At 47.5% G+C, this 24,227-nt stretch carries 26 protein-coding genes and 1 tRNA gene; 15 read left to right on the top strand and 12 right to left on the bottom strand.

The genetic code is table 11. The features are described 5' to 3' along the window. The first annotated feature begins 10 nt into the window (after window positions 1-10). Complete coding sequence (sufE, locus tag AYY17_RS01715; RefSeq protein WP_067420767.1) at window positions 11-430, top strand: cysteine desulfuration protein SufE; 420 nt, start codon at window positions 11-13, stop codon at window positions 428-430. A gap of 101 nt (window positions 431-531) precedes the next feature. Next, entirely contained in the window at window positions 532-1,617 is a 1,086-nt protein-coding gene (locus AYY17_RS01710; protein ID WP_067420765.1) for a L,D-transpeptidase family protein, read from the top strand. A 171-nt stretch (window positions 1,618-1,788) separates the two neighbouring features. Here the strand turns inward: AYY17_RS01710 and AYY17_RS01705 are convergent, their stop codons facing one another. The 4 genes from AYY17_RS01705 to AYY17_RS01690 form a co-directional block, all read right to left on the bottom strand. Continuing rightward, a complete protein-coding gene (locus tag AYY17_RS01705; RefSeq protein WP_067398128.1) occupies window positions 1,789-2,025 on the bottom strand; it encodes a major outer membrane lipoprotein in 237 nt (78 codons plus the stop codon). Window positions 2,026-2,349: 324 nt separating this feature from the next. Next, a complete protein-coding gene (gene pykF, locus AYY17_RS01700) occupies window positions 2,350-3,762 on the bottom strand; it encodes a pyruvate kinase PykF (protein WP_067420763.1) in 1,413 nt (470 codons plus the stop codon). Between the two features lie 413 nt (window positions 3,763-4,175). After that, a tRNA-Val gene (locus AYY17_RS01695) sits at window positions 4,176-4,252 on the bottom strand. A 155-nt stretch (window positions 4,253-4,407) separates the two neighbouring features. Continuing rightward, window positions 4,408-5,781 carry an MATE family efflux transporter gene (locus AYY17_RS01690; RefSeq protein ID WP_067420761.1) on the bottom strand — a complete coding sequence of 458 codons (1,374 nt, stop codon included), beginning with the start codon at window positions 5,779-5,781 and terminating at the stop codon, window positions 4,408-4,410. Between the two features lie 209 nt (window positions 5,782-5,990). On the opposite strand from AYY17_RS01690, the gene AYY17_RS01685 reads away from it, so the two are divergent. Continuing rightward, window positions 5,991-6,650, top strand: coding sequence for a riboflavin synthase (locus AYY17_RS01685; RefSeq protein WP_067420759.1), 660 nt, complete (start codon window positions 5,991-5,993; stop codon window positions 6,648-6,650). A gap of 174 nt (window positions 6,651-6,824) precedes the next feature. Here AYY17_RS01685 and cfa read toward each other — a convergent pair whose 3' ends face one another. Both cfa and punC read right to left on the bottom strand, forming a co-directional pair. Further along, entirely contained in the window at window positions 6,825-7,988 is a 1,164-nt protein-coding gene (gene cfa, locus AYY17_RS01680; RefSeq protein ID WP_067420756.1) for a cyclopropane fatty acyl phospholipid synthase, read from the bottom strand. Window positions 7,989-8,256: 268 nt separating this feature from the next. Next, the gene (punC, locus tag AYY17_RS01675; protein WP_082981218.1) at window positions 8,257-9,471 is read right to left on the bottom strand and encodes a purine nucleoside transporter PunC; all 1,215 of its coding nucleotides are present in this window, start codon (window positions 9,469-9,471) and stop codon (window positions 8,257-8,259) included. A 134-nt stretch (window positions 9,472-9,605) separates the two neighbouring features. Between punC and punR the strand changes: the two genes are divergently transcribed. After that, complete coding sequence (gene punR, locus AYY17_RS01670; RefSeq protein WP_067420754.1) at window positions 9,606-10,508, top strand: DNA-binding transcriptional activator PunR; 903 nt, start codon at window positions 9,606-9,608, stop codon at window positions 10,506-10,508. 2 nt (window positions 10,509-10,510) lie between these two features. Here the strand turns inward: punR and purR are convergent, their stop codons facing one another. After that, window positions 10,511-11,536: an HTH-type transcriptional repressor PurR gene (gene purR, locus AYY17_RS01665; RefSeq protein WP_067420752.1), complete on the bottom strand. Its 1,026-nt coding sequence runs from the start codon at window positions 11,534-11,536 to the stop codon at window positions 10,511-10,513. Window positions 11,537-11,812: 276 nt separating this feature from the next. Here purR and cydH point away from each other — a divergent pair, with 276 nt between their 5' ends. Next, window positions 11,813-11,896, top strand: coding sequence for a cytochrome bd-I oxidase subunit CydH (gene cydH / locus AYY17_RS22665; protein ID WP_412779003.1), 84 nt, complete (start codon window positions 11,813-11,815; stop codon window positions 11,894-11,896). 73 nt (window positions 11,897-11,969) lie between these two features. Here cydH and sodB read toward each other — a convergent pair whose 3' ends face one another. Continuing rightward, entirely contained in the window at window positions 11,970-12,548 is a 579-nt protein-coding gene (gene sodB, locus AYY17_RS01660; RefSeq protein WP_067398114.1) for a superoxide dismutase [Fe], read from the bottom strand. A gap of 222 nt (window positions 12,549-12,770) precedes the next feature. Between sodB and AYY17_RS01655 the strand changes: the two genes are divergently transcribed. The 3 genes from AYY17_RS01655 to AYY17_RS21415 all read left to right on the top strand — a co-directional run bounded on the left by AYY17_RS01655 (window position 12,771) and on the right by AYY17_RS21415 (window position 14,332). Beyond that, window positions 12,771-13,034 (top strand): hypothetical protein, encoded by a 264-nt coding sequence (locus AYY17_RS01655; RefSeq protein WP_235845245.1) that lies wholly within the window; start codon window positions 12,771-12,773, stop codon window positions 13,032-13,034. Window positions 13,035-13,118: 84 nt separating this feature from the next. Beyond that, window positions 13,119-13,457 (top strand): Grx4 family monothiol glutaredoxin, encoded by a 339-nt coding sequence (locus tag AYY17_RS01650; protein WP_067398110.1) that lies wholly within the window; start codon window positions 13,119-13,121, stop codon window positions 13,455-13,457. A gap of 482 nt (window positions 13,458-13,939) precedes the next feature. Then, the gene (locus tag AYY17_RS21415) at window positions 13,940-14,332 is read left to right on the top strand and encodes a hypothetical protein (RefSeq protein ID WP_156656606.1); all 393 of its coding nucleotides are present in this window, start codon (window positions 13,940-13,942) and stop codon (window positions 14,330-14,332) included. Between the two features lie 32 nt (window positions 14,333-14,364). On the opposite strand, the gene rnt is transcribed toward AYY17_RS21415, so the two are convergent. Continuing rightward, complete coding sequence (gene rnt / locus AYY17_RS01640; RefSeq protein ID WP_067398106.1) at window positions 14,365-15,006, bottom strand: ribonuclease T; 642 nt, start codon at window positions 15,004-15,006, stop codon at window positions 14,365-14,367. Window positions 15,007-15,127: 121 nt separating this feature from the next. After that, a complete protein-coding gene (gene gloA / locus AYY17_RS01635) occupies window positions 15,128-15,535 on the bottom strand; it encodes a lactoylglutathione lyase (RefSeq protein ID WP_067398690.1) in 408 nt (135 codons plus the stop codon). 277 nt (window positions 15,536-15,812) lie between these two features. On the opposite strand from gloA, the gene AYY17_RS01630 reads away from it, so the two are divergent. Continuing rightward, a complete protein-coding gene (locus AYY17_RS01630; protein ID WP_067421293.1) occupies window positions 15,813-16,049 on the top strand; it encodes a DUF1289 domain-containing protein in 237 nt (78 codons plus the stop codon). Window positions 16,050-16,570: 521 nt separating this feature from the next. After that, the gene (gene slyA / locus AYY17_RS01625; RefSeq protein ID WP_067363030.1) at window positions 16,571-17,005 is read left to right on the top strand and encodes a transcriptional regulator SlyA; all 435 of its coding nucleotides are present in this window, start codon (window positions 16,571-16,573) and stop codon (window positions 17,003-17,005) included. Between the two features lie 60 nt (window positions 17,006-17,065). Here the strand turns inward: slyA and AYY17_RS01620 are convergent, their stop codons facing one another. Further along, window positions 17,066-17,536: an outer membrane lipoprotein gene (locus AYY17_RS01620; protein ID WP_067420746.1), complete on the bottom strand. Its 471-nt coding sequence runs from the start codon at window positions 17,534-17,536 to the stop codon at window positions 17,066-17,068. A gap of 326 nt (window positions 17,537-17,862) precedes the next feature. Between AYY17_RS01620 and anmK the strand changes: the two genes are divergently transcribed. From anmK to pdxY, 4 genes are all read left to right on the top strand, one after another. Beyond that, on the top strand, window positions 17,863-18,978 hold the full coding sequence (gene anmK, locus AYY17_RS01615; RefSeq protein WP_067420744.1) for an anhydro-N-acetylmuramic acid kinase: 1,116 nt from the start codon (window positions 17,863-17,865) through the stop codon (window positions 18,976-18,978). Window positions 18,979-19,161: 183 nt separating this feature from the next. Next, the gene (pdxH, locus tag AYY17_RS01610) at window positions 19,162-19,812 is read left to right on the top strand and encodes a pyridoxamine 5'-phosphate oxidase (RefSeq protein ID WP_067420743.1); all 651 of its coding nucleotides are present in this window, start codon (window positions 19,162-19,164) and stop codon (window positions 19,810-19,812) included. A 145-nt stretch (window positions 19,813-19,957) separates the two neighbouring features. Beyond that, window positions 19,958-21,232: a tyrosine--tRNA ligase gene (tyrS, locus tag AYY17_RS01605; protein ID WP_067420741.1), complete on the top strand. Its 1,275-nt coding sequence runs from the start codon at window positions 19,958-19,960 to the stop codon at window positions 21,230-21,232. A gap of 171 nt (window positions 21,233-21,403) precedes the next feature. Beyond that, a complete protein-coding gene (gene pdxY, locus AYY17_RS01600; RefSeq protein WP_067363018.1) occupies window positions 21,404-22,270 on the top strand; it encodes a pyridoxal kinase PdxY in 867 nt (288 codons plus the stop codon). 75 nt (window positions 22,271-22,345) lie between these two features. Here pdxY and gstA read toward each other — a convergent pair whose 3' ends face one another. After that, entirely contained in the window at window positions 22,346-22,951 is a 606-nt protein-coding gene (gstA, locus tag AYY17_RS01595) for a glutathione transferase GstA (RefSeq protein ID WP_067420739.1), read from the bottom strand. Between the two features lie 196 nt (window positions 22,952-23,147). Here gstA and AYY17_RS01590 point away from each other — a divergent pair, with 196 nt between their 5' ends. Continuing rightward, window positions 23,148-24,068, top strand: coding sequence for a Gfo/Idh/MocA family protein (locus AYY17_RS01590; protein WP_067420738.1), 921 nt, complete (start codon window positions 23,148-23,150; stop codon window positions 24,066-24,068). Window positions 24,069-24,227: the final 159 nt, after the last annotated feature.

Below are 24,227 nucleotides of genomic sequence, written 5' to 3'. Positions count from 1 at the left end.
AAGGATGGACATGAAGATTAATCTGCCGGATCAGGCAAAATTACTGCGCAATTTTGCCCGCTGCCATGACTGGGAAGAGCGTTATCTGTATCTGATTGAGCTGGGTGAAAAATTACCGGCACTGACAGAAACTCAACGGATAGCACAGCATAAAATATCGGGCTGTCAGAGTCAGGTATGGATAGCCATGCAACAGGATGATGAAGGGCGGGTCTGGTTCGCCGGAGACAGTGATGCAGCTATCGTGAAAGGGCTGGTGGCGCTGGTTATCGCCTTATATCAGGGCAAATTGCCGGACGAAATCCGGGCGCTGGATATCGCGGATATTTTTAATCAGCTGGCCCTGTCTGTTCATCTGACACCCTCCCGTACTCAGGGTTTGAATGCAATGGTCAGAACAATCTTACAAAACACGCAGCAAATGAGATAAAACATCGTTCCCTTTTTCTTACTCTGCTAATAATATAAATACTTGTTGTCGTGGCGGCTTAAAGCCGCCACGTATTTTATAACGTCAGCTGAGGATCTGGTATGAAACGAATGCTCTCGTTGATGGGCGGGCTTTTATTAACCATTACTGCGTTAACCGCTCAGGCAACAGAATATGAACTCCCTGCGAATAAGGGACGGGTCATCGGTGAGAACACAACCTATATCGTGCCGGATGACGGACGTTCACTGGAAGCGATTGCCGCAGAGTATGGCATCGGGTTATTAGCGATGCTGGAAGCCAACCCGGGGACCGATCCGTATCTGCCGCAAGCCGGCAGTGAGCTTATTATCCCGTCACAGCTTATCCTGCCGGACACACCACATCAGGGAATTGTAATTAATCTGGCAGAACTGCGTCTGTATTATTATCCGCAGGGAACAAATACAGTGAAGGTCTATCCGATAGGGATTGGTCAGTTAGGGCGTGATACGCCGGTTATGACCACATCCGTATCGCAATTGATTAAAGACCCGACCTGGACCCCGACGGTCAATATCCGCAAAGCCTATGCTGCTCAGGGAATTACCTTACCCGGTGTTGTACCTGCCGGACCGGAAAACCCGATGGGGCTGTTTGCACTGCGTCTGGCACACGGACGGGGTGAATATCTTATCCACGGAACCAATGCGGATTTCGGGATAGGCATGCGGGTCAGCTCCGGCTGTATCCGTTTGCGGCCTGATGATATCAAAGCACTGTTTAACACCATTCCGAAAGGAACCCGTGTGCAGATCCTCAATGAGCCGGTAAAATATGCCATTGAACCGGATGGTAAGCGCTATGTGGAAGTTCACCAGCCGTTATCGAAAAATAAAAATGACGATCCGCAGACTATGCCGATTGCCCGCTCAGCGGGGCTGATAAGCTTTATACAGTCACCGGATACCAACAGCGACATTGTTGAACAGGCGATTATCCGTCGTTCAGGAATGCCGGTGGATGTGAGCCGTGACGCACAATATCAGCAGGAAGAGGCCGCATCGGGCAGTAATACTAATTTTGCCCCGGTAGAAATGGATGAAGAAGCTGAAGTGAAAGCATTGAATCTGAAACCGGCAGATTTTGCTCCCGGACAGTTAACTCAGCCGGGTCCGATTATCAGTGAGAACAGCGGCGAAGAGTAATAAGAAAAGTAATAAGAAAAGTAATAACCCGGGCTGTTAAGATAATATAAAAGCCACATCGCTATTTACCGGATGTGGCTTTTTTGTCGCTATGATGACGGATTGCAGACATAAAAAATGGCGTAACATATTTCATGTTACGCCATCTGTTCTTAAGCTCGTGGTTACAAATTATTTTTTGTAAGAACGAACCTGGTTATCTAAGCGTTGGTTAGCGCGTGCTGCTTCATCTTTAGCCTGCTGAACATCAGAGCGGATTGCGTTAACGTCATTGCTCAGCTGATCAACTTTGGCATTCAGCGTTTTAACGTCGTTGTCCAGTTGGTCAAATTTAGCGTTAGAAGAACAACCTGCTAATAAGGCAGAAGCTAAAATTACAGCACCTAAAACAATTTTAGAACGACTCATTTTTATACCCTCTAGATTAAAGTTAATCGCCAAGTAGCACTTATGATATTACACATTTCAATACAGAAAGAGAATAGAAATTCAGCGTTTACAACGATAATCTTATCAAAACCGCAAAGAAAATCAAAAAAAACCATAATCGACACGATTTTCAATCAAATATCCCGATGGTGAAATAAACAGGACAGTTTTCTGTCATTTTATATTCGGAAAGTGATGATTATCCTGAGCTGATACGGATTTCTGTTATGTTCTTTTACAGTTTAGAATAAAAAACGCACCCGTAAAGCGGGTGCGCTGATTATTCAGATAATAGCAGAAAAACTACAGTAACTGGACAGACGAGGTATTAGTGGTGCCACTCGGAACTAATGCACCGGAAACCATTACCACAATTTCGCCGTTTACAGCCAGACCACTTTCTAATGCGGTTTCACGTCCGATGCGGTAGAAATCATCCGTTGATGATATTTCACTGACCAGTTTTGTGGTCACACCTTTTACCAGCAGAAGCTGACGGGCAGTGGTCGGATTGGTGGTCAGCGCCAGAATAGGGGCTTTCGGGAAGTATTTGCGGACAGATTTTGCTGATTTTCCGCCGACGGTTGCAACAACAATCAGTGGTGCATCCAGGTTTTCTGACATTTCAACTGCGCCACGGCAGACTGCTTCTGTTACACGCAGTTTATGACCCGCGCGTAACTCACCCAGACGGCTGTGCATCACGCGATCAGTACGCTCACAGATGGTCGCCATAATCGTTACGGCTTCAACCGGGTATTTCCCTTTTGCACTTTCACCGGACAGCATCACGGCATCTGTACCGTCGAGGATGGCGTTCGCAACGTCACCGGCTTCTGCACGGGTAGGGCGCGGGTTTTTGATCATGGAATCAAGCATTTGTGTGGCAGTAATAACGACTTTACGTGCGGTATTACATTTTTCGATCATCAGTTTTTGTGCAAAAATGACTTCTTCAACCGGAATTTCAACACCGAGGTCACCACGGGCAACCATGATCCCGTCGGATGCTTCGAGGATTTCATCGAAGTTGTTCATCCCTTCCTGATTTTCGATTTTAGAAATAATCTGGATGTGCGCGCCACCGTTGGCCTGCAGATGAGCGCGGATTTCATCAACGTCTGAACGTTTACGGATGAAAGAGGCGGCAACGAAGTCAACATTCTGCTGACAGCCGAAAATAAGATCCTGTTTGTCTTTCTCAGCCAGTGCAGGCAGACCAATTGACACATTCGGCAGGTTTACACCTTTGTTTTCACCGAGGTCACCGCTGTTGAGCACATCACAAATGACTTCTGTTGCGGTGGTTTCTTTAACACGCATGCCGATAAGACCATCATCGACCAGTACAATATTGCCCGGTTTCAGATCTTTGGCGAAGCCCGGATAGGTGACAGCAACACGTTCGCTGTTACCGATGACAGATTTATCAGTGGTAAAGGTAAAGGTCTGACCCGCAACCAGGGCGAAATCATTACCGCCTTCCAGTTTGATGGTCCGGATTTCAGGACCTTTGGTATCAAGTAAAATGGCTGCTTTCTTACCGGTACGTTCACAGACAGCACGCAGGTTTTTGATGCGCTGGCCGTGTTCTTCATAATCGCCGTGGGAGAAGTTCAGTCGCATCACGTTCATGCCGGCATCTAACAGTGCTTCCAGTTTCTCTTCTGATTCGGTTTTAGGTCCGATAGTACAAACAATTTTCGTCTTTTTCATGACAGCCCATCTACAGTTATGAGAGTAAATAGTGAACAACCGCTGGTATCTGACATGAGCGTTAACAAACGTCTCACATCATATCTTTAAGGATAGGCGATTGTCAGGGTTCCCGGGTTATTAAAATAAGTCGTTTTTGTAAAAGAACAGATTCAGTATACAGAGATCCGCTAAGGTTCACTCTGTTTCATTGCCGATAAATCAATAAGCTGAATCCATTCAACAACTGTGCGGGCATTATAGAGGGTTATTAGTGTGATTTGAATCATAAAATCAAAAATAAATTAACATCATTGAGTTAACGCAAGGAAAGGGGTTTAGTTTCAGACGAAAACACGTAATCCGACGGTCAGAATAAAAGTAACCAAATGAATTAATATTAAAGAGGGGATGAAACCGGATACTGCAAGAAATGGTGCGTCCAAGTGGACTCGAACCACCGACCCCCACCATGTCAAGGTGGTGCTCTAACCAACTGAGCTATGGACGCATTATTTATAATTCCGCTGACAACGGAGACGAATATTAACGATCAGAACCGACTCTTGCAAGGGGAAAAACACATTTTCGTGTCCGACTGCTCGTATTTAACGCTATCGGATTGAAATATGTGCATTCCCCTGTGTTACCCGGCGGGAAAAAGGATTAACGCCCCGCGCGTTGCAGAATAAAACTGTCCGGCTGTTTCTGTAACCACAGGATCCGGCAGGCCATTCCGATTGCCGCAGAGGTTAAGCCGATGATAAAACCAACCCAGAAACCTTGTGGTCCCATCGCCGGTACTATCCAATCCGTTAATCCTAAGATATAGCCGATTGGCAGCCCCAGAACCCAGTAAGCAACAAAGGTAATAAAGAAGATGGCGCGGGTATCTTTATATCCGCGCAGGACACCTGCACCAATCACCTGAACAGAGTCAGACAGCTGATAGACGCCCGCCAGCAGCATCAGACCGGATGCCATCAGTACCACTTCCGGGTTATCGTTATACAGCAGGGCGATAGGTTCACGCAGCAGCACGGTAAAGAGTGCCGTCATTGCCGCGATCATCAGACCGACGCCAAGCCCGGTATAGGAGGATACCTTCGCTTTCTCCGGGGAATCTTTCCCGAGATTAAAGCCAATCCGGATAGTGGTGGCGATACCGAGTGAAATCGGGAACATAAACATCATAGAGCTGAAATTCAGCGCTATCTGATGCCCGGCGACTGCCGTGACGCCCAAAGGTGCGACCAGCAGAGCAACAACCGCGAACAGCGTCACTTCAAAGAATAAGGCTAACGCGATAGGCAGGCCCAGCAAGGTTATCCGCTTCATGATTGCCCAGTCGGGTGCTGCAAAACGCTGTTTCGGACGCACATCCCGCTGAGAGCGGGCGCGTTTGACATACCAGCGCATAAACAAGAACATTGCCCAGAACACGGAGGCGGTTGCCACACCGCAACCCACGCCACCGAGTGCGGGCATGCCGAATTTCCCGTAAATAAAGATATAGTTAATCGGGATATTTACCAGCAGCCCCAGAAAACCAATGACCATTCCGGGCTTGGTTTTGGACAATCCCTCACACTGACTACGCAGCACCTGATAATAAAGGTAGCCGGGTGCGCCCCACATAATGGCATGGGTGAATCCGACGGCTTTTTCAGCCAGCAAAGGGTCAATATGCGGCATGTTTTCAATAACAAACCGGCTGTTATAGAGCACGGCAATGACCAGAACGGATAAAAATGTTGCCAGCCACATTCCCTGCTGTATCTGATTTGCTATCAGGGGACGGCGGCCGGAGCCGTTCATTTGTGCCACAATCGGGGTCAGCGCCATTAACAGTCCATGACCGAATAATATTGCGGGCAGCCAGATAGAGGTGCCGACGGCAACGGCGGACATATCTGTCGCGCTGACTCTGCCGGCCATCACGGTATCAACCACACCCATCGCGGTCTGGGAAAACTGAGCGATAATAACGGGAATACCAAGAGCGAGCAAAGTACGCGCTTCTTTTAAATACTTCTGCACGTAAAACACCTTTTATACAGAGAGAAGAGTAAGGAAAGAGATTCCGGAATACGTTGATAATTTACCGGAGCATACGATTGGTTATTCTAACGACTAAGCCAACACAAACCAATACAATTAAATGTGCGGGATGACGGGAGGAGGGCTGTTTAATTCTGTATTGTAGGATAAACTCAATAAATCTACTTATTTACTGACTGGAGATCCGCATGTTTACCGGGATTGTACAAGGCAAAGGCCCCGTCGTCGCCATTGAAGAAAAAGAGAACTTTCGTGTTCATACTGTAAAATTTCCGCCGGAATTACTGGGCGGAATCGAAACGGGCGCCTCGGTTGCACACAACGGTTGCTGTCTGACGGTCACAAAAATTGACGGCGATTTAGTCAGCTTTGATCTGGTTAAGGAAACGTTAAGACTGACAAACCTCGGCAGCCTGAAAACCGGTGATAATGTTAATCTGGAAAGAGCTGCAAAATATGGTGATGAAATCGGCGGGCATATTATGTCAGGCCATATTGTTACCACGGCAGAAATTGCCAAAATTTTTGTATCGGAAAATAATTACCAGATCTGGCTGCGTATTGAAGATAAATTGCTGATGAAATATATCCTGCATAAAGGATTTGTCGGTATTGACGGCATCAGCCTGACTATCGGTGATGTGGTCAATAATCGCTTTTGCGTGCATCTGATCCCGGAGACCTGCACCCGCACAACGCTGGGTAAAAAACGGTTGGGGGATAAAGTGAATATTGAGCTTGATCCACAGACACAGGCGATTGTTGATACGGTTGAGCGCGTACTGATGCAAAAAGAACAGCAGTCACAGGGATCACAGACACCGCCTGCGACAACAGAGCCGGCATAGTCCTGATTGATCAATAGTCCTGATTGATCAATAGTCCTGATTGATCAATAGTCCTGATTGATCAATAGTCCTGATTGATCAATAGTCCTGATTGATCAATAGTCCTGACTACAGATATAAAAAAAATCCGGCACTGGTTTGGTATCAGTCCGGATTTTTTTATGTCTGACGCGTTCAGCGGGCAACGCGCAAACCACCTTCACAGCCCTGCGGACTCCATAATATCTGCCATAACTGAATATCACGGGCACGGAAAGCTCCGGCACAGGCATTCAGATAGTAGGTAAACATCCGTTTGAAGCGGGGAGTGTAATTCTGCTCCAGCTCAGGCCATGCATCCAGAAAACGGGCATGCCACGCCATCAGTGTCCGGTCATAATCCGCACCGAAATTATGCCAGTCTTCCATGACTAATTTATTTTCACTGCTGTCACCGATATTTTGTACAGAGGGCAGACAGCCATTCGGGAAAATATACTTCCCTATCCAGGCATCAACATTCACTTTATTCCGGTTTGAGCCGATAGTGTGTAATAAGAAAAGACCATCCGGCTTCAGATTGCGTTTTACCACATCAAAATACGTCGCGTAATTTTTCGGCCCGACATGCTCAAACATCCCGACCGACACTATCCGGTCAAATTGTTCATTTAAATCGCGGTAATCTTCCAGGATAATATTGACATCAAGATCAGCACAGCGTGTTTGTGCATATTTTTGTTGTTCGGCTGAAATAGTTACCCCGGTAACAGATACGGAAAAATGTTTTGCCGCATAAGCCGCCAGTCCACCCCATCCGCAACCGATATCCAGAAGCCGCATACCGGGTTTGAGCTGTAATTTTTCACAGATAAGATGCAGCTTTTGTTCCTGCGCCAGAGGCAGGTTTTCCGGGGTATTGCTCAGGTCTTTCCAGTAGCCGCAGGAGTATTGCATATATGGGTCGAGCATGCGCTCAAACAGATCATTGCCCAGATCATAATGCTCTTCACCCACAATCCTCGCCCGCTTACGGGTCTGAAGATTACGCAGGCGCGCCATAGCAATTTTAACCACATCATTGATATTTTTCGGAAGTTTGTCTTCCAGCCCGGCACGCAGCACACGTTGGAAAAAAAGATCCAAACGCTCACAGTCCCACCAACCGTCCATGTAACTCTCACCCAGTCCCATCGATCCCTGCTGCAATACCCGTTTAAAAAAATGGTTATTGTGCACCTGTATATCAAAAGGGCGGGTGCCGTTAATTTCAATACCGGCTTCATTTAAAAGGTCGGAGGCAATCCGCTGCCAGGCATCAGCCGGCGTTTTTTGATTTTCGATACAATCAGAACTCATGTTATCTCCAATTTTTATCAAAACGGGATTTTGAGGACTTTATTAATATCAGTTATGTTGTGCAGGAATAACAGAACAAGGCATGAAATCCGTCACCTGGTGACAGTTGTCATATTAATGTTATCTTTAAGACAAAAATAAAGTTCAAAATCCGGATTTAAGACTAATTGTCTGAAAAGTATAGGAGGCTGAGAGTAAATTTCAATGACAAAAAAAGCCGTAACAGAGTACGGCTTATAATTAGGAATATTCTTAATATGGTTGCAATCTATTGATTTTGTTCCGCAATAGTCACGGTTGTCCGGGATGAGCGGTGCTGCATAATATAGCCGCCGGCCGCCAGGATCACCGTTGCTGCCATGACTGCGGTTGTTGAGAGCAGCGGATTATCCATCAGGGCAGAGACAAGGAAACTGATGGCAGAACATAATCCCAACTGGATTGCATTTTGTAACGCCGCCGCTTTACCACTGTGTGCCGGATAAACGGCCAGGGCATTTGATACCGCGATCGGATATGATGCGCCGTTCATTGCCGCCATAAAGCAGAACGGGATCAGGATCTCAAGCAGCGACGGATTACCGAATTTGGCCATCGCATACAGGCTTATCATGCTGACGGCATAGCCTGCCAGCAGGAACGGCAGCAGCGTTTTTCCTTTCACATGGGACAATAGGGCACGGCAGCCGTATCCGCCGACCATAAAGGCAATGGTCTGAGGAATATAGCTCAATCCGATATCATTCGGATTATATCCCATATCACGCAGGATAAACGGTGAGCCGGTCAGCCAGGCAAAGAACCCGGCACTGCACGCGGCATAAATCAGCACATTACCGCTGTATACCGGTGATTTCAGCAGGCGGAAGAACGAGATCGCCTGTTTTTTGGGTTTGATACTGTCCGGTGCGGCAAGAGCGTGTTTTTCTTTCAGAACTAACGTCGGAATAAGGATCAGAACCGTAATGCCGCCGAGTAACAGGAAAATCTCATGCCAGCCGCCATGGTTGAGCAGCCAGGCACCGAGCAGAGGGGCAAGCGCCGGAGAGAGGGCAACCAGCGGCATAATCGCTGCGAAAACACGCTGTGCGCGGTGGCTGTCATAGCGGTCAATTACCAGAGCCTGCCAGGTAACCGCAGCAGAACAGACACTGACCGCCTGTACAAAGCGCAGTAATAAAAGTTGTGCAGGGGTGGATACCCAGACCATCGCCAGACAGCTCAGGGCAAACAGCCCTAATCCCATCAGCAGAACCGGCTTGCGCCCGATTTTATCGGAAAGCGGGCCCCATAACAGCTGACCAATAGCAAAACCGACCAGGAAGATACTCAGGCTGGCGCTGATGGCACTGGCACTTGAGTTTAAAGATGCCTGCATCATACCGAAAGCAGGGAGATACATATCAATCGCGAGATAACCCAGCATGCTGAGTCCGGCGAGATAAAAAAGGAAGCCGCGGGAAGGCGATTTTTGGACAGTCACAAATGAATACCTGAATGTTAAATAAATGTTGTGCGAAAGTATAATTCGTAAGTGGTTATTTTAACCATTCGAAATTTTCTTTGTAAAACGTTATTATTTGCACATTGCTGTGAAAAAATTTGAAAGGAGGGGTTATGTGGTCAGAATATACGCTGGATGTGGTTGATGCAGTAGCACGGACAGGCAGCTTCAGTGCGGCGGCAGAAGAACTTCACCGCGTGCCCTCTGCGATAAGCTACAGTGTCCGCCAACTGGAAGAGTGGCTGGCAGTACCGCTGTTTGAACGACGCCACAGAGATGTGGAACTGACCCCTGCAGGTGTATTGTTCGTCAGGGAAGCACGGACTGTTATCAAAAAAATGAAATCCACACGGCATCAATGTCAGATGATAGCCAACGGATGGCGTGGCGAATTCAGTATTGCGGTTGACTGTATCGTGAAACCGGCACGAATAACGCGACTTCTGTTGGATTTTTACCATCATTTCCCGGATATTGAGCTGTTTATTTATCCGGAAGTGTTTAACGGGGTATGGGATGCACTGGTGGACAGGCGGGTGGATGTGGCAATTGGCGCAACCCGGGCATCGCCCATCGGTGAGCGCTATAATTTCCGTGATATGGGATTTATGCCGTGGCGGGCGGTGGTCAGTACAACACACCCGCTGGCATCGTCGGGCAGTCTTCTGAGCAATGAAGAAATAGTGCTGTACCCGAGTTTGTGTCTGGAAGATACGTCCCGTTCGCTGCCCAAACGCGACACCTGGGCGCTGGATAACCAGCGCCGCCTGATAGTCCCTGACTGGGACAGCGGAATTGCGTGTGTGGAGGCGGGGCTGTGTGTGGCCATGATGCCGGCGCACCGTGCTGACCCGCTGATTGCGGCGGGCAGGTTGGCGGCACTGAAGATTGAACAACCGTTACCGGACAGCCCGTGCTGCATCACCTGGGTGGATAAAAACACCTCACCGGCCCTGAGCTGGCTGCTTGATTACCTCGGTGACAGCGAAACCCTCAATGCCGAGTGGTTGCGCTGATATCAGCGACGGTAATCGATAAACGGACCATCTGCCACGGAACGGCGTTCAACCAGACGCGGATGCACTTCAATTGTCTGTGCATCTTCGCGTTTATTGACAATGCGATCGAGTAACATGGTCAGAGCCATCTGTCCCAGTCGCTCTTTCGGCTGATGAACGGTTGTCAGCGCCGGGGTGAAATAGCGGGCATTGCGGATATTATCGTACCCGATCACCGAAATATCCTGCGGCACGCGCAGACCCATTTCGTCAGCGGCACAAATCGCACCCATCGCCATTGAATCACCGCCACAGAAAACAGCCGTCGGACGTTGTTTTCCGTTAAGAATTTGAGTCATCGCCTGATAACCGGAGTCCGGTTCAAAATCACCCTGGACAATCCATTCATCACGCACGGTGATCCCGGCTTCTTTCATCGCTTTCTGAAAACCTTCCAGACGGTTGCCACCGGTGTTGCGCTCCAGTGGTCCCGGGATTACCGCAATATCACGGTGTCCGCGTTCAATCAGGTAGCGCCCGGCGAGATAGCCGCCGTGCAGGGCATTATCAATAATAGCATCGGTAAAATCACCGCGGGCTTTGCCCCAGTCCATAACCACCATCGGAATGTTGCGGTAGCCTTCCAGCATGGAAATCAGCTGATCGGGATACTCAGAACACATCACCAGCAGACCATCGACCCTTTTCTGTGCCAGCATCGCCAGATAGGCTTTCTGTTTATCAGGGTTATTATGCGAGTTACACAGTATTAAGGTGTATCCTTTGCTGTAACAGCTGTTTTCAACAGCTTCAATCACTTCAGCAAAATAGGGTGCTTCACTGGAAGTTGCCAGTAATCCGATAGATTTTGTATTATTCACCTTCAGACTGCGCGCCACAGCGCTGGGTGAATAATGTAATTCTTTGATGGCAGCCCAGACAGCCGCTTTCGTTTCTTCTGCAACGAAACGGGTATTATTAATGACATGGGAGACGGTTGTGGTGGAGACGCCCGAGCGCTTAGCCACATCTTTAATCGTTGCCATGATGAAAACAACTCCTGACCTGCTGGTCTGTATTTTATTATTAGGTTAATCGATTGCTATTATAGTGCCATTATGCGGTAACAATAGAAAAATTTCTGTAAAAACAGTCTTTATTGTCTGATCCGGGTCAAAAGTAAAAGATATAACCTGTGTTATGGTTATTGATATGGTCGGTTATTTTTCTTTTTTAGTCAGACCATCAGTTTTATTTATTTTGATGACCAGGGTGTTCTGCCGGTTATCACTTCCTGATTAGCCGCTATTTTGGAGATAAGAATGGATACAGATCTGAAATATAGTTTGTCAATGACGTTTGCAGCACTGGCAATGATCGTTGCATTTTCCTTTATGCTTTTCTGATGTATTGTCCTGTTGTAGGAAAGGGCGGAAAATCCGCCCTTTTTTAATATAAAACATCTGTTATCTGAGTGATTTACGCCAGATTTTCTTCCGCAAATTTCCAGTTCACTAATGCCCAGAAATTCTCCAGATATTTAGGTCGTGCATTACGATAATCAATGTAATACGCGTGCTCCCAGATATCGACGGTTAACAGTGGTTTGTCATTACCGCTGATTGGTGTGCCCGCATTTGAGGTATTGACGATAGCCAGGCTGCCGTCTGCTTTTTTCACCAGCCACGTCCAGCCGGCACCGAAGTTTTTGATTGCTGAATCAGTAAACTGCTGTTTGAACTCAGCAAATGAACCGAATGCTTTATTGATTGCTTCAGCAATTTTCCCGGTTGGTTCCCCGCCTGCGTTTGGTGCCAGGCAGTGCCAGTAAAACGTATGGTTCCAGACCTGAGCCGCATTATTAAAGATCCCGGCGTCAGAGGTTTTGATTATCTCTTCCAGCGATTTCCCTTCAAAAGCAGTACCTTTAATCAGGTTATTCAGATTAACCACATAGGTGTTATGGTGCTTACCATAGTGGTATTCCAGTGTTTCTTCAGAAATATATGGCGCTAATGCATTTTTTGCATAAGGCAGTGCAGGTAATTCAAACGACATTGCATTCTCCTTTTTTAAGGTTAAATCAGTAACCTCATCACTGATGGGTTACTGTTATTATTCTGCGAATTATCTTAACAAGTTTTGCCACAAAAAACAGTGACAGATGAGGAAAGGAGAGTGGTATTGGTATATTATTGCGGAACCTCTTAACATCATAAATACGTAACTATGCTGGCCCGGTACCTTTCTGCAGTGATAAACAACAGTGCGCAGTGCATTATGATTTCTGATAATAACGGCCATGACCCTTTATCAGAGGTGATCACCCGCACAAGAACATGGCAGTTTCGTGATGGTGTCATTCTGATGTGCACCGAAGAAATTGAAACCGCCGTTTATGATGGTGACAGCCAGTGTCCGGAACAATGGATAGTCTGGGAATTAATTGAATTTAGTAATGAAAGCATATCACCGCAGCGGAAGGAATTTTTCAGTATCTGTCAGCAAAATTTCTGGCTGAAAATGCAGGCGGGATGTGAATGATTATTACCGTTTTGTAACGGAAAGTGGTATTCTGCATGAAAGTTAACACCGGTACTGACCGGGCAGATGTAAAGGATATTTTAAATGACGACTATTGAAAAAATTGAACGCCAGATCAAAGAAAACCCGATTCTGCTGTATATGAAAGGCTCTCCGAAACTGCCGAGCTGCGGTTTTTCAGCCCAGGCTGTTCAGGCACTGGCATCTTGTGAAGAGCGTTTTGCCTATGTTGATATCCTGCAAAACCCGGATATTCGTGCCGAATTACCAAAATACGCAAACTGGCCGACATTTCCGCAGCTCTGGGTTGGCGGGGAATTAGTCGGTGGTTGTGACATTATTATGGAAATGATGCGCAGCGGCGAATTGCAAACGCTGATTAAAGAAACAGCCGCTAAAAACCCGGCTGAAAACGAAGAATAATTATACAGTCAGAATGAACAGAAAAGCCCTGCCGGTGTTCCCGGCGGGGCTTTTGTTTTTCTGATGGTGGTGAAATGAAAGTTGTTATGTGTGTTATTTTTTAAAGTGAATGCGTCAATAACTCAAAAGGGAAAATGATGTCATTAAACATAGCAACGCAAAATATTGTATTCACCTCACATATCAAAATAGCAAATGAGATTACGGGGAATACCCCTGAGAATGCATTACCAAGATATTCCGGATTGTCTGAGAGACTCAGTGGTATTAAAAATAGTATGGCTGAGTTTTTCATATCAGCTAAAGATAAGATTAATAACACGTTTCACCAGTTGACCGGGCGGATAAATACGCTTTCTGTCAGACAGGATCAATCTGAAACAATGGTGCTTCTGCTCGCGCAGGGAACGTTCGAATCAACACAAAAATGCCTGCCGGAACATTTGAATATATTAAAAAACATATTGAACAAAGGCGAACCGTTGACGGCGAATTCTCTGGTCAGTTTATCATCGGGACCGCTGAGAAGTACCATTACCCAACTTAGTGCAATCGAGCATAAAATAGCAGGCCCCGGTACTCGGGATATCCGTCTGAAAGCAGCAGAATTACTCTCTGCACCGGTCGGTTTTGGTGAGAAAGCGTCTGATAGTGTTACACAACTGGGATCGATAAGTTCAGTGGATCAGGCCAAACCGTATCTGGCACAAAAAGATTTTGAATCATGCTTTAAAGCCCGGATTGAACAACTGATTAAAGACACAGAACAAACAATCCTGCCGAAACTGATGAAACTTCAGTCTGCGGATATTATCAGTCCGTCTGTAATGACAGGAGCCGGAACCGGAAGTTGGCAGTATCTACCGGATAAATAATATAAAAGCGCCACCTTAAAGGTGGCGTTTATTCAGGCATCAGCGGGCAGCGGCCAACCACCCAATTTCTTCCAGCGATTGACAATTTCACAGAACAGCAGGGATGTGCGGTCTGTATCATACGCCGCGCCATGGGCTTTTTTGCTGTCGAATGGAATACCGGCGGTAATACAGGCTTTTGCCAGGATAGTCTGCCCCAGAGACAAGCCACTTAATGCGGCGGTATCAAAGGTGGCAAACGGATGAAACGGATTACGTTTCAGGCCGCAGCGCTCTGCGGCTGTCATCACAAAATTGTGATCAAAGTTCGCATTGTGTGCCACGATAATGGCGCGCTTGCAGTCAGCATTTTTCATGCCTTTACGTACCATTTTGAAAATTTCATGTAAGGCGTCATACTCGCGGACGGCTTTGCGTTCCGGGTCAGCAGGATTGATTCCGGTAAAGGCGAGTGCGGCAGGATCCAGATTTGCACCCTCGAAAGGTTGCACGTTGAATTCAATCCGCTGATCCGGCATCAGCCAGCCATTATCATCCATTTTAACGGTGATGGCGGCAATTTCCAGCATCGCATCGGTTTTTGCATTAAATCCGCCTGTTTCAACATCAATAACAACAGGATAGTATCCGCGGAAACGAGCGCTCAGGGTATTGTGATTTTGATTATCAGACATGGGACTCTTTGGTTGTAACGAACAAAACGCATCATTCTAGCGCGGCGAGCCTGCGGGCGAAAGTACAGATTGCCTCAGACACTAAAAAGAAGGATCGTTCTGACCCTTCTTCACAGACCGGTTAGTTGCCCAGGGCAGCACCGGCACTTTTATTTTCAATTAATTCAATCTTATAACCATCCGGATCTTCAACAAAGGCAATAATGGTGGAACCGCCTTTTACCGGACCTGCTTCACGGCTGATTTTTCCGCCGGCCTGACGGATAGACTCACAGGTGGCGGCAACATCATCAACACCCAGTGCGATATGTCCGAAAGCACTGCCCTGATCGTAAGAATCAACACCCCAGTTGTAGGTTAATTCAATGACCGAGCCTTCGCTCTCATCAGAGTAACCCACAAAGGCCAGTGAGTATTTATATTCCGGATTTTCACTGGTACGCAGTAAGCGCATACCGAGTACTTTGGTGTAAAAATCGACGGAACGCTGCATATCACCTACGCGGAGCATGGTATGGAGTACGCGCATTAAGTAATCTCCCTGATTGGCTTTCATTATTTATACCCTTATTCATTCAAACTGCAGGTTCGTTGGCTTCACACCGCCCGACGGGTCACATAGCTTATCTATGCTCCCCGGCGGTCAGCGCTTGCCGCCTGCCTGCATCCTGAATGACGTTGGGTATATCAGTAATAACTCACACTATAACGTGAGAATTGACTACAATTCAAATTATCAGGATGCTGATGGTTACAGGATAACCGGAAGCCGCCCGCAGGGGCATCAGACGAAAGGACATTATCAGATGGCAGAACAACTTCACCTTTTCGATATCCCTTCGCCTTGTGTGGGTATTTGTGAGCTAAGTGAGAAAGGTTACTGCAAAGGTTGCTACCGGAGCCGTGATGAGCGGTTTCAGTGGTTGTCACTAAATAATGCCCAAAAGGAGAATGTGCTGCGTTTATGCCGTCAGCGTCGTTACAGGGCGCAGAAAAGCGATATATTGCCTGATGAACCTTCATCTCAAATAGATTTATTTTAAGTCAACGGTTAGTTTTCTATATATTAGCCACGAATTAATTATCAAATGTTATTTAGTATATCTTGTTTGTATATTATATAAATAATCTAATTTGGTGCATTTGTGTTTATTATTAGGAAGGTAATTATATAAATATAATGCAATAAATATCACTGTTTGTAAATAGGCGAAACATCAACCATCTCATTGTATTATAATGTATTTTTTGCAATTTAAACATTTCATTGTTAAAAATAAGAACATGGTTATGTAAAAAAATATAGATCCCATTCGTGATGATCGCTATTCTTACTACGAAACAACTTCACTCGCTTAATCAATTAAATTTGTATAAAAAGCTAACTATTTCATTGTCATCTAAATGGCAGGGTACGGGATAAATGTGAACTGTTTTTTTATTACGCCGCAATATTGCGTCTGATATTAATGAGCACAATAGCGCAGCGTTTCTTTTTATTGGGTGATTGAAAGACATTATGGCGTCACATGCCTCTGTATAGTATTCACATAAGGAGAAATTTGTGGAGTTAACATTGGGATCAGATTTAGCGAGGTTAGTACGGATATGGCGGTCACTTATCGACCATCGGCTCAAGCCGTTAAAATTAACTCAGACACACTGGATAACACTCTACAATATCAGTTTGTTACCCCCTGACCAATCCCAGATCCAGTTAGCAAAAGCGATTGGTATTGAACAACCTTCACTGGTTCGTACGCTGGATCAACTGGAAGAAAAAAAGTTAATTACACGCCATATCTGTATTAACGATCGCAGAGCAAAACGGATAAAGCTCACGGAAGAATCTGAACCTTTTATCCGGGAGGTGGATGCCGTAATCGAAAAGACCCGACAGGAGATTTTGGGGGGGATAACACAGGATGAGTTATACGCACTGGCTGATATTGTCCGCAAACTAGAAAACAATATTGTTCAGTTACACAGCCGCAACTAACCCGGGCAAACAAAAAAGGCGAAACAGAGTTGTTTCGCCTTTTGCCGGATAATGCAGTTATCAGGAACGCGGAGATACGGTATACGTTGAACCTGATTTTGCGATGCGTACGCGCTGACCAACAGAGAACGGTGTTTTGCCCTGTTTCTGTACAACAACAATGATCTCGCCATTGTCTTGTTTGAGTTCCAGCTCAACACCGGCTGTATTGTTCATGGCACCCTGAACGCTCTGACCTGCAACACCGCCGGCGATAGCACCTGCTGCGGTTGCCAGGGTCTGACCTGTTCCGCCGCCGATAGTGCTGCCTAAGATACCGCCCAGAACAGCACCACCCACGGCGCCGAGAACATTTTCCTTACCTCCGGCCTGGATTGTGACAGGACGGGCACTCATAATAGTAGCATAAGTGACTGTCTGAACACTTTTCGCCTGCTCTGCACTATAAGTGTCACCACTCAGTGTATCCATATTCACACAGCCGGATAATGCGACAACGGCGAATGCACCGGCGAGAAAACGCTTATACATACTTAACTCCTGATTATTATGTTCACAGACGGGGAATCGGTTCATTATCTGTGGTGTCGTGTTGTATCTTAACCCATTATCGCAGAATAATTTTGCATTAAAAATGTTTTATTTCCGCCATGATTAGGAACAGCTTAAAGTTAAATGGCCACCAGGCAAGGTAAATCCTCTTATTTCACAATTGTGAGGCGTGCATCAGATTCAGGATTAAGTGATGCCACGCGACAGAAAGGGATGGATCTGCCGGCAGGCCTAATTATAGTAGTTATATCTGATTATGAATATACTATTTTTATCAAACGGTTATTGATTAAAAGGAATTGGCTATGCGCCCGGGGCGTTATATCGGAGTGATGTCAGGAACCAGCATGGATGGCGTGGATGTCGTTCTGGCTGTGATTAATGATGCAGTGGTGGCGCAGCAGGTGAGTTATTCGCATCCGTTTCCCCATGCACTGAAAACACGCATATTGGCAGTATGTCAGGGGCAACAGACGACATTGTCGGAAATCGGCAGGCTGGATTATGACCTGGGTACATTATTTGCGCAGGCGGTAAACGGACTGCTGGTGAAAGCACGACTGACACCGCAGGACATTACCGCGATCGGTTGCCACGGGCAGACGGTCTGGCACGAACCGGACAGCGATACGCCTTTCACTATGCAGCTCGGGGACAACAACCGGGTCGCGGCACTGACTGATATCACAACTGTCGGGGATTTCCGCCGTCGTGATATGGCTTATGGCGGGCAGGGCGCACCACTGGTGCCGGCATTTCATCAGGCCGTTCTCGGCGCGCCGCAAGAGAAACGTATTATTCTTAATATCGGCGGGATCGCGAATATCACCACCCTTATTCCGGGCGCGCCGGTCAGAGGCTATGATACCGGGCCCGGTAATATGCTGATGGACAGCTGGACATGGCGTCACCGCGCACAGCCTTATGACAAAGACGGAGCCTGGGCAAAAAGCGGGCAGGTTCACGGAAAATTGTTAACTCAGATGCTCCGTGATCCGTATTTCAGCCGCCCGGCACCAAAAAGTACCGGACGTGAATATTTTAATATGCAGTGGCTGACCACGCACCTGGCGGCATTCCCGGATATATTACCGGAGAATGTACAGGCCACACTGTTGGAACTGACGGTTATCAGTATCAGTGACCAGGTGGCACTTTGCGGCGGATGCGAACGGCTTCTGGTATGCGGCGGCGGGGCGCAGAATCCGCAGATAATGTCCCGTTTATCCGCGTTACTGCCGGGCACAGAAGTCAGCCCGACCGACACGTTTGGTCTGAGCGGGGATGACCTGGAAGCACTGGCGTTTGCCTGGCTGGCGGCACGCACACTGGCGGGAGAGTCCGGCAATCTGCCGTCTGTCACCGGCGCAGACAGAGAAACCGTATTAGGTGCGGTTTATCCGGTTATCCGCCATAAATAAATATACCCTTATTCATTCAAACTGCAGGTTCGTTGGCCGCACTCAGCCCGCCGGGTCACATACTGATGTATGCTCCCCGTCTGTCTTCCCTTGCCGCCTGCCTGCATCTTGAATGACGTTGGGTATAGGCACAAATACACAGCAAGTAATTGTGATTAAAAGAAAAATTAAGAGGAAAAAAGCATGTCAGATGAATCTGCGGACGTTGCTTCACTACGGCGCGAATATACCAAAGGCGGATTACGCCGCCATGATCTCAGCGATGATCCGCTGGAAATGTTCGAGCGCTGGCTGAAACAGGCGTGTGAAGCTAAATTGTCAGACCCGACCGCCATGAGTGTGGCGACGGTGGATGAAACCGGCCAGCCGTATCAGCGCATTGTGTTACTCAAGCATTTCGATAAAAACGGACTGATTTTTTATACCAATACAGGCAGCCGTAAAGCACAGCATCTGGCAAAAAATCCGAAAATCAGCCTTCATTTTCCGTGGCATACACTTGACCGCCAGGTCTGTTTCCTGGGCGAAGTTGAACGTTTATCCACACTTGAGGTGGTGAAGTACTTTAACAGCCGCCCGAAAGACAGTCAGATTGCGGCATGGGCATCACAGCAATCCTCCCGTATCTCGGCAAGAGGGATTCTGGAAGGTAAATTCCTTGAACTGAAACAAAAATTTAAGCAGGGGGAAGTCCCGCTGCCAAGTTTCTGGGGCGGGTATCGCGTAAAATTCAGCTCAGTGGAATTCTGGCAGGGCGGTGAACACCGTCTGCACGACCGCTTCCTGTATACCCGCACCGCGGATGGCTGGGAGATAGACCGTCTCGCACCATAAGCGGGAAGGAAACGAATTTCTGCACTAATCTACACTAAAAAACGACTTTATTGCTGGCACTTCACGGAGTGCCGCTTTATGCTGTAACCTCATTTTATTCATCCACAATTTTTGCATAGACAAAACAGAACTGATGGAGTCATTGATGTCTGGTACGAACCTGATTAAACAACTGCAAGAGCGGGGCCTTATTGCCCAGGTAACGGACGAAAAAGCGTTAGCAGAGAGACTGGCGCAAGGCCCGGTTTCCCTCTATTGTGGTTTCGATCCTACCGCTGACAGCTTGCATTTGGGCCATCTGGTTCCGTTGCTGTGCTTAAAGCGTTTCCAGTTAGCCGGTCATCGTCCGGTCGCGCTGGTTGGTGGTGCAACGGGGCTGATTGGCGACCCGAGCTTTAAAGCGACGGAGCGCAAACTCAATACACAGGACACGGTTCATGACTGGGTGGAAAAAATCCGTCAGCAGGCGTCGCCGTTCCTTGATTTCAATTGTGGTGACAACAGTGCCGTCGCCGCAAACAACTATGACTGGTTCGGCTCTATGGATGTGCTGACCTTCCTGCGCGATATCGGCAAACACTTCTCTGTGAACCAGATGATCAACAAAGAAGCCGTAAAACAGCGCCTGAACCGGGATGATGTTGGTATTTCATTTACTGAATTCTCTTATAACCTGTTACAGGGCTATGACTTTGTCCGTCTGAACAAAGATTACGGTGTGGAGCTGCAAATCGGTGGATCTGACCAGTGGGGCAATATTACCTCCGGTATCGATTTAACCCGCCGCATGAATCAGCAGCAGGTCTGGGGTATGACCGTACCGCTTATCACCAAATCTGACGGCACTAAATTCGGGAAAACCGAAGGCGGCGCAGTATGGCTGGATCCGAAGAAAACCAGTCCGTACAAATTCTATCAGTTCTGGATTAATACAGCGGATGCCGATGTCTATCGCTTCCTGAAATTCTTCACCTTTATGAGCCTTGATGAGATTGACGCGCTCGAAGCTGAAGACAAAGCCAGCGGTAAAGCACCGCGCGCTCAGTATGTTCTGGCTGAACTGGTTACCAAACTGGTTCACGGCGAAGCGGGCCTGATTGCCGCACAGCGTATTACTGACAGCCTGTTTAACGGTGATATCAGCAACCTGACGGAAGATGATTTTGCACAGTTAGCGCAGGACGGTATGCCGCACATTGAGCCGGAAAGCGATGCAGACTTGCAGCAGGCGCTGGTACTGGCTGAACTGGTACCGTCACGCGGTCAGGCGCGTACCATGATTGGTTCCAACGCGGTTTCACTGAATGGTGAAAAACAGTCCGATGCTGAATACCGTTTTACCGACAGTGATAAATTATTTGGACGTTACACATTATTGCGTCGCGGGAAAAAATATTACTGCCTGATCTGCTGGAAATAAAACTTTACGCGCAAAAGGGCAACGAAAGTTGCCCTTTTTGATCTGCCAGCAAGATCTTTTTCGTTTCACAGAATATGATATGTCCAACGTCATTCAGGCGGCAGCCAACGTACCTGCAGTTTGAATGAATAACGGTATATGCGCGCTAATAATAAAAATCAGGTTGTATCAATGAAAAATATTCTCTCTATCCAGTCACATGTTGTTTATGGTCACGCCGGTAACAGTGCGGCCGAATTTCCGATGCGCCGCATGGGAGTCAACGTCTGGCCACTGAACACAGTTCAGTTTTCGAATCACACACAGTATGCTCAAGGCTGGACCGGCTGCGTGATGAGCGCAGAGCACATCACTGACATCGTGGACGGCATCGATAAGATTGATCAACTGACCCGCTGTGATGCGGTACTCAGTGGTTATCTCGGCTCGGCAGAGCAGGGACAACGCATTGTGGATGTGGTGAAGAAAGTTAAAGCCCGCAATCCGCAGGCATGGTACTTCTGTGATCCGGTAATGGGTCATCCGGAGAAAGGCTGTATTGTTGCCCCCGGTGTGGCGGATTTCCTGTGTCAGGAAGCCCTGGCGGTCAGTGATATGGTCGCCCCGAATCTGCTGGAGCTGGAAACACTCAGCGGACAAACCATTCACAATGTGGATGAAGCGGTTGCCGCTGCCCGCAGCCTGTGTAAAAAAGGCCCGCGCCTGGTGCTGGTCAAGCATCTTTCCCGTGCCGGTTACCGTGCCGATCGTTTTGAGATGATTTTGGTTACCGCAGAGCACGCCTGGCATATCAGTCGTCCGCTGGTGGATTTTGGCGAGCGTCAGCCGGTGGGTGTGGGTGATTTAACCAGTGGTCTGATGCTGGTGAACCTGCTCAAAGGCGAAGAATTACCGAAAGCACTGGAGCACGTTGCGGCTGCTGTGTATGAAGTGATGCTGAAAACCAAAACCATGAATGAATACGAATTACAGTTGGTGGCAGCACAGGATGAAATGGTTGTCCCGACACATAAATTCTGCGCTGAGCAAATCGACTGAATCGGCCTGAATTTAGTATCAAGATAAAAAAAACGCCGGATATCCGGCGTTTTTTTGTCTCTGTGCATAAAAATCTTAAATCAGACCTTCCGCTTCCATCGCATCCTGCACATGCGGGCGGTGAGCAATTTTCGCCAGATAAGCCTGCAAATGTGGATAGGGCTCCAGTGAGAGATTCAGGTGCGGCACCCAGCCGGAGACAGTAAACAGATAGGCATCCGCCACCGTAAAATTGTTACCGGTGATATACGGACTTTTCGCCAGTACACTATCAACATACGCAAACTTGCTCATCAGATTACGGATGGCAATCGGGCGGTAATCTTCAGGCGTCTCTTTTGAAAAGAGCGGGCCGAAACTTTTATGTACTTCGCTGGCGATATAATTGAGCCACTCAATCTGATGGTAGCGCTCCATTGTCCCCGCCGGGGCAATAAGTTTGCGATCCGGTTTTTGATCGGCAAGATACTGCACAATCGCCACGCCTTCCGTTAACAGCTGGTTATCACCGATACACAGTGCGGGCACCTGTCCTTTCGGGTTAATTTTCAGATAATCATCACCATTTTCTGTTTTTTTAGCTTTCAGATCGACACGGACCAGTGAAAAATCCAGCCCTGTTTCACGCAAAATAATATGCGGAGATAACGCACAACTTCCCGGGGTATAAAATAGTTGCATTGATTGCTCCTCAGTCAAAATGAAAGAACGGATATGGTGGTATGAATAAAGTATAGACCGGTATTCGCGGGGCATATAAATTTAGCAGGCAAATTCCTTACCGGTTAACGCTATCTTTCCATATAATCACAGCGGATTCAATATCCGGAAATATTTTATAATTCACTGTTACAAAACGATAAAAGGTGAAAAACATATGAAAAAAATCCGTATCGGGATAGCCGGACTGGGTGGGATAGCACAAAAAGCGTATTTGCCGGTGTTAACCAAAACAGATAACTGGATCCTGTCCGGCGGTTTTTCGCCAAATCAGGAGAAAGCCCGCCCGGTGTGTGATGCTTACCGGTTTTCCTTGTTTCCGACACTGCATGCACTGGCAGAACAATGTGATGCCGTCTTTGTTCACAGCAGCACCGACAGTCACTTTGCTGTTGTCAGTGAGTTACTCAATGCAGGTTGTCATGTGTATGTTGATAAACCACTTGCCGCAACTTATGAGCAATCAGAAGCCCTGGTCAGTCTGGCAGACAAAAAGCAGCGGGCGCTGATGGTGGGGTTCAACCGGCGATTTTCGCCTTTTTATCTGCAACTCAGAGAGTGCACTGCCGGAAAAGCAGCCTCTGTCCGTATGGATAAGCACCGCAGCAACAGCGTCGGCCCGCATGATGTGAATTTTACAGTGACGGATGATTATCTGCATATTGCCGATACCCTGCTCTGGCTGGGGCGCGACGGACAGGCCCGCCTGAAGAGCGGGAGCATGCAGGTTAATGAACAAAATCAGCTGCTGTATGCAGAACATCATTTGCAGACCGCAGAAGGTGCCTGGCTGACAGCATCAATGCACCGGTGCGCTGCAAGTCAGCGGGAGCAGGTGAGTGTAACCGGGCGTGACGGTTGCTATCAGGTGACAGATATGAACCACTTTCGCAGTGAAACAGCGGCAGGCATTCAGGAGCAGCACCCGGCGGCATGGGAGCCGGTACTGGTTCAGCGTGGTTTTGATGGAGCGGTACGCCATTTTATTGATTCAGTGGCTAATCAGACAATGCCGTCAGTGTGTGGCGAAGAAGCGCTTTATGCTCAGCGGCTGACAGAGAAATTATTGGCAGAATAGAACTCTGAAGGCTGAAATTCAGTGATTTTTAAGACAGATGATACCGATATCAGCAGGCGTCAGCGGGAAGCAGGCAAATAAACGAAAAGCATGCGCGTCATGGATGACGCGCCTGAGCGTACACGGATGTATTTACAGCGTCTTTTCGTTTTGCATGTG

Origin of the sequence: Morganella psychrotolerans, from assembly GCF_001676055.1 — a bacterium.
GTDB lineage: Bacteria > Pseudomonadota > Gammaproteobacteria > Enterobacterales > Enterobacteriaceae > Morganella > Morganella psychrotolerans_B.
The sequence above is the reverse complement of the archived record's forward strand: the minus strand, read 5'-3'. Positions and strand labels throughout refer to the sequence as shown.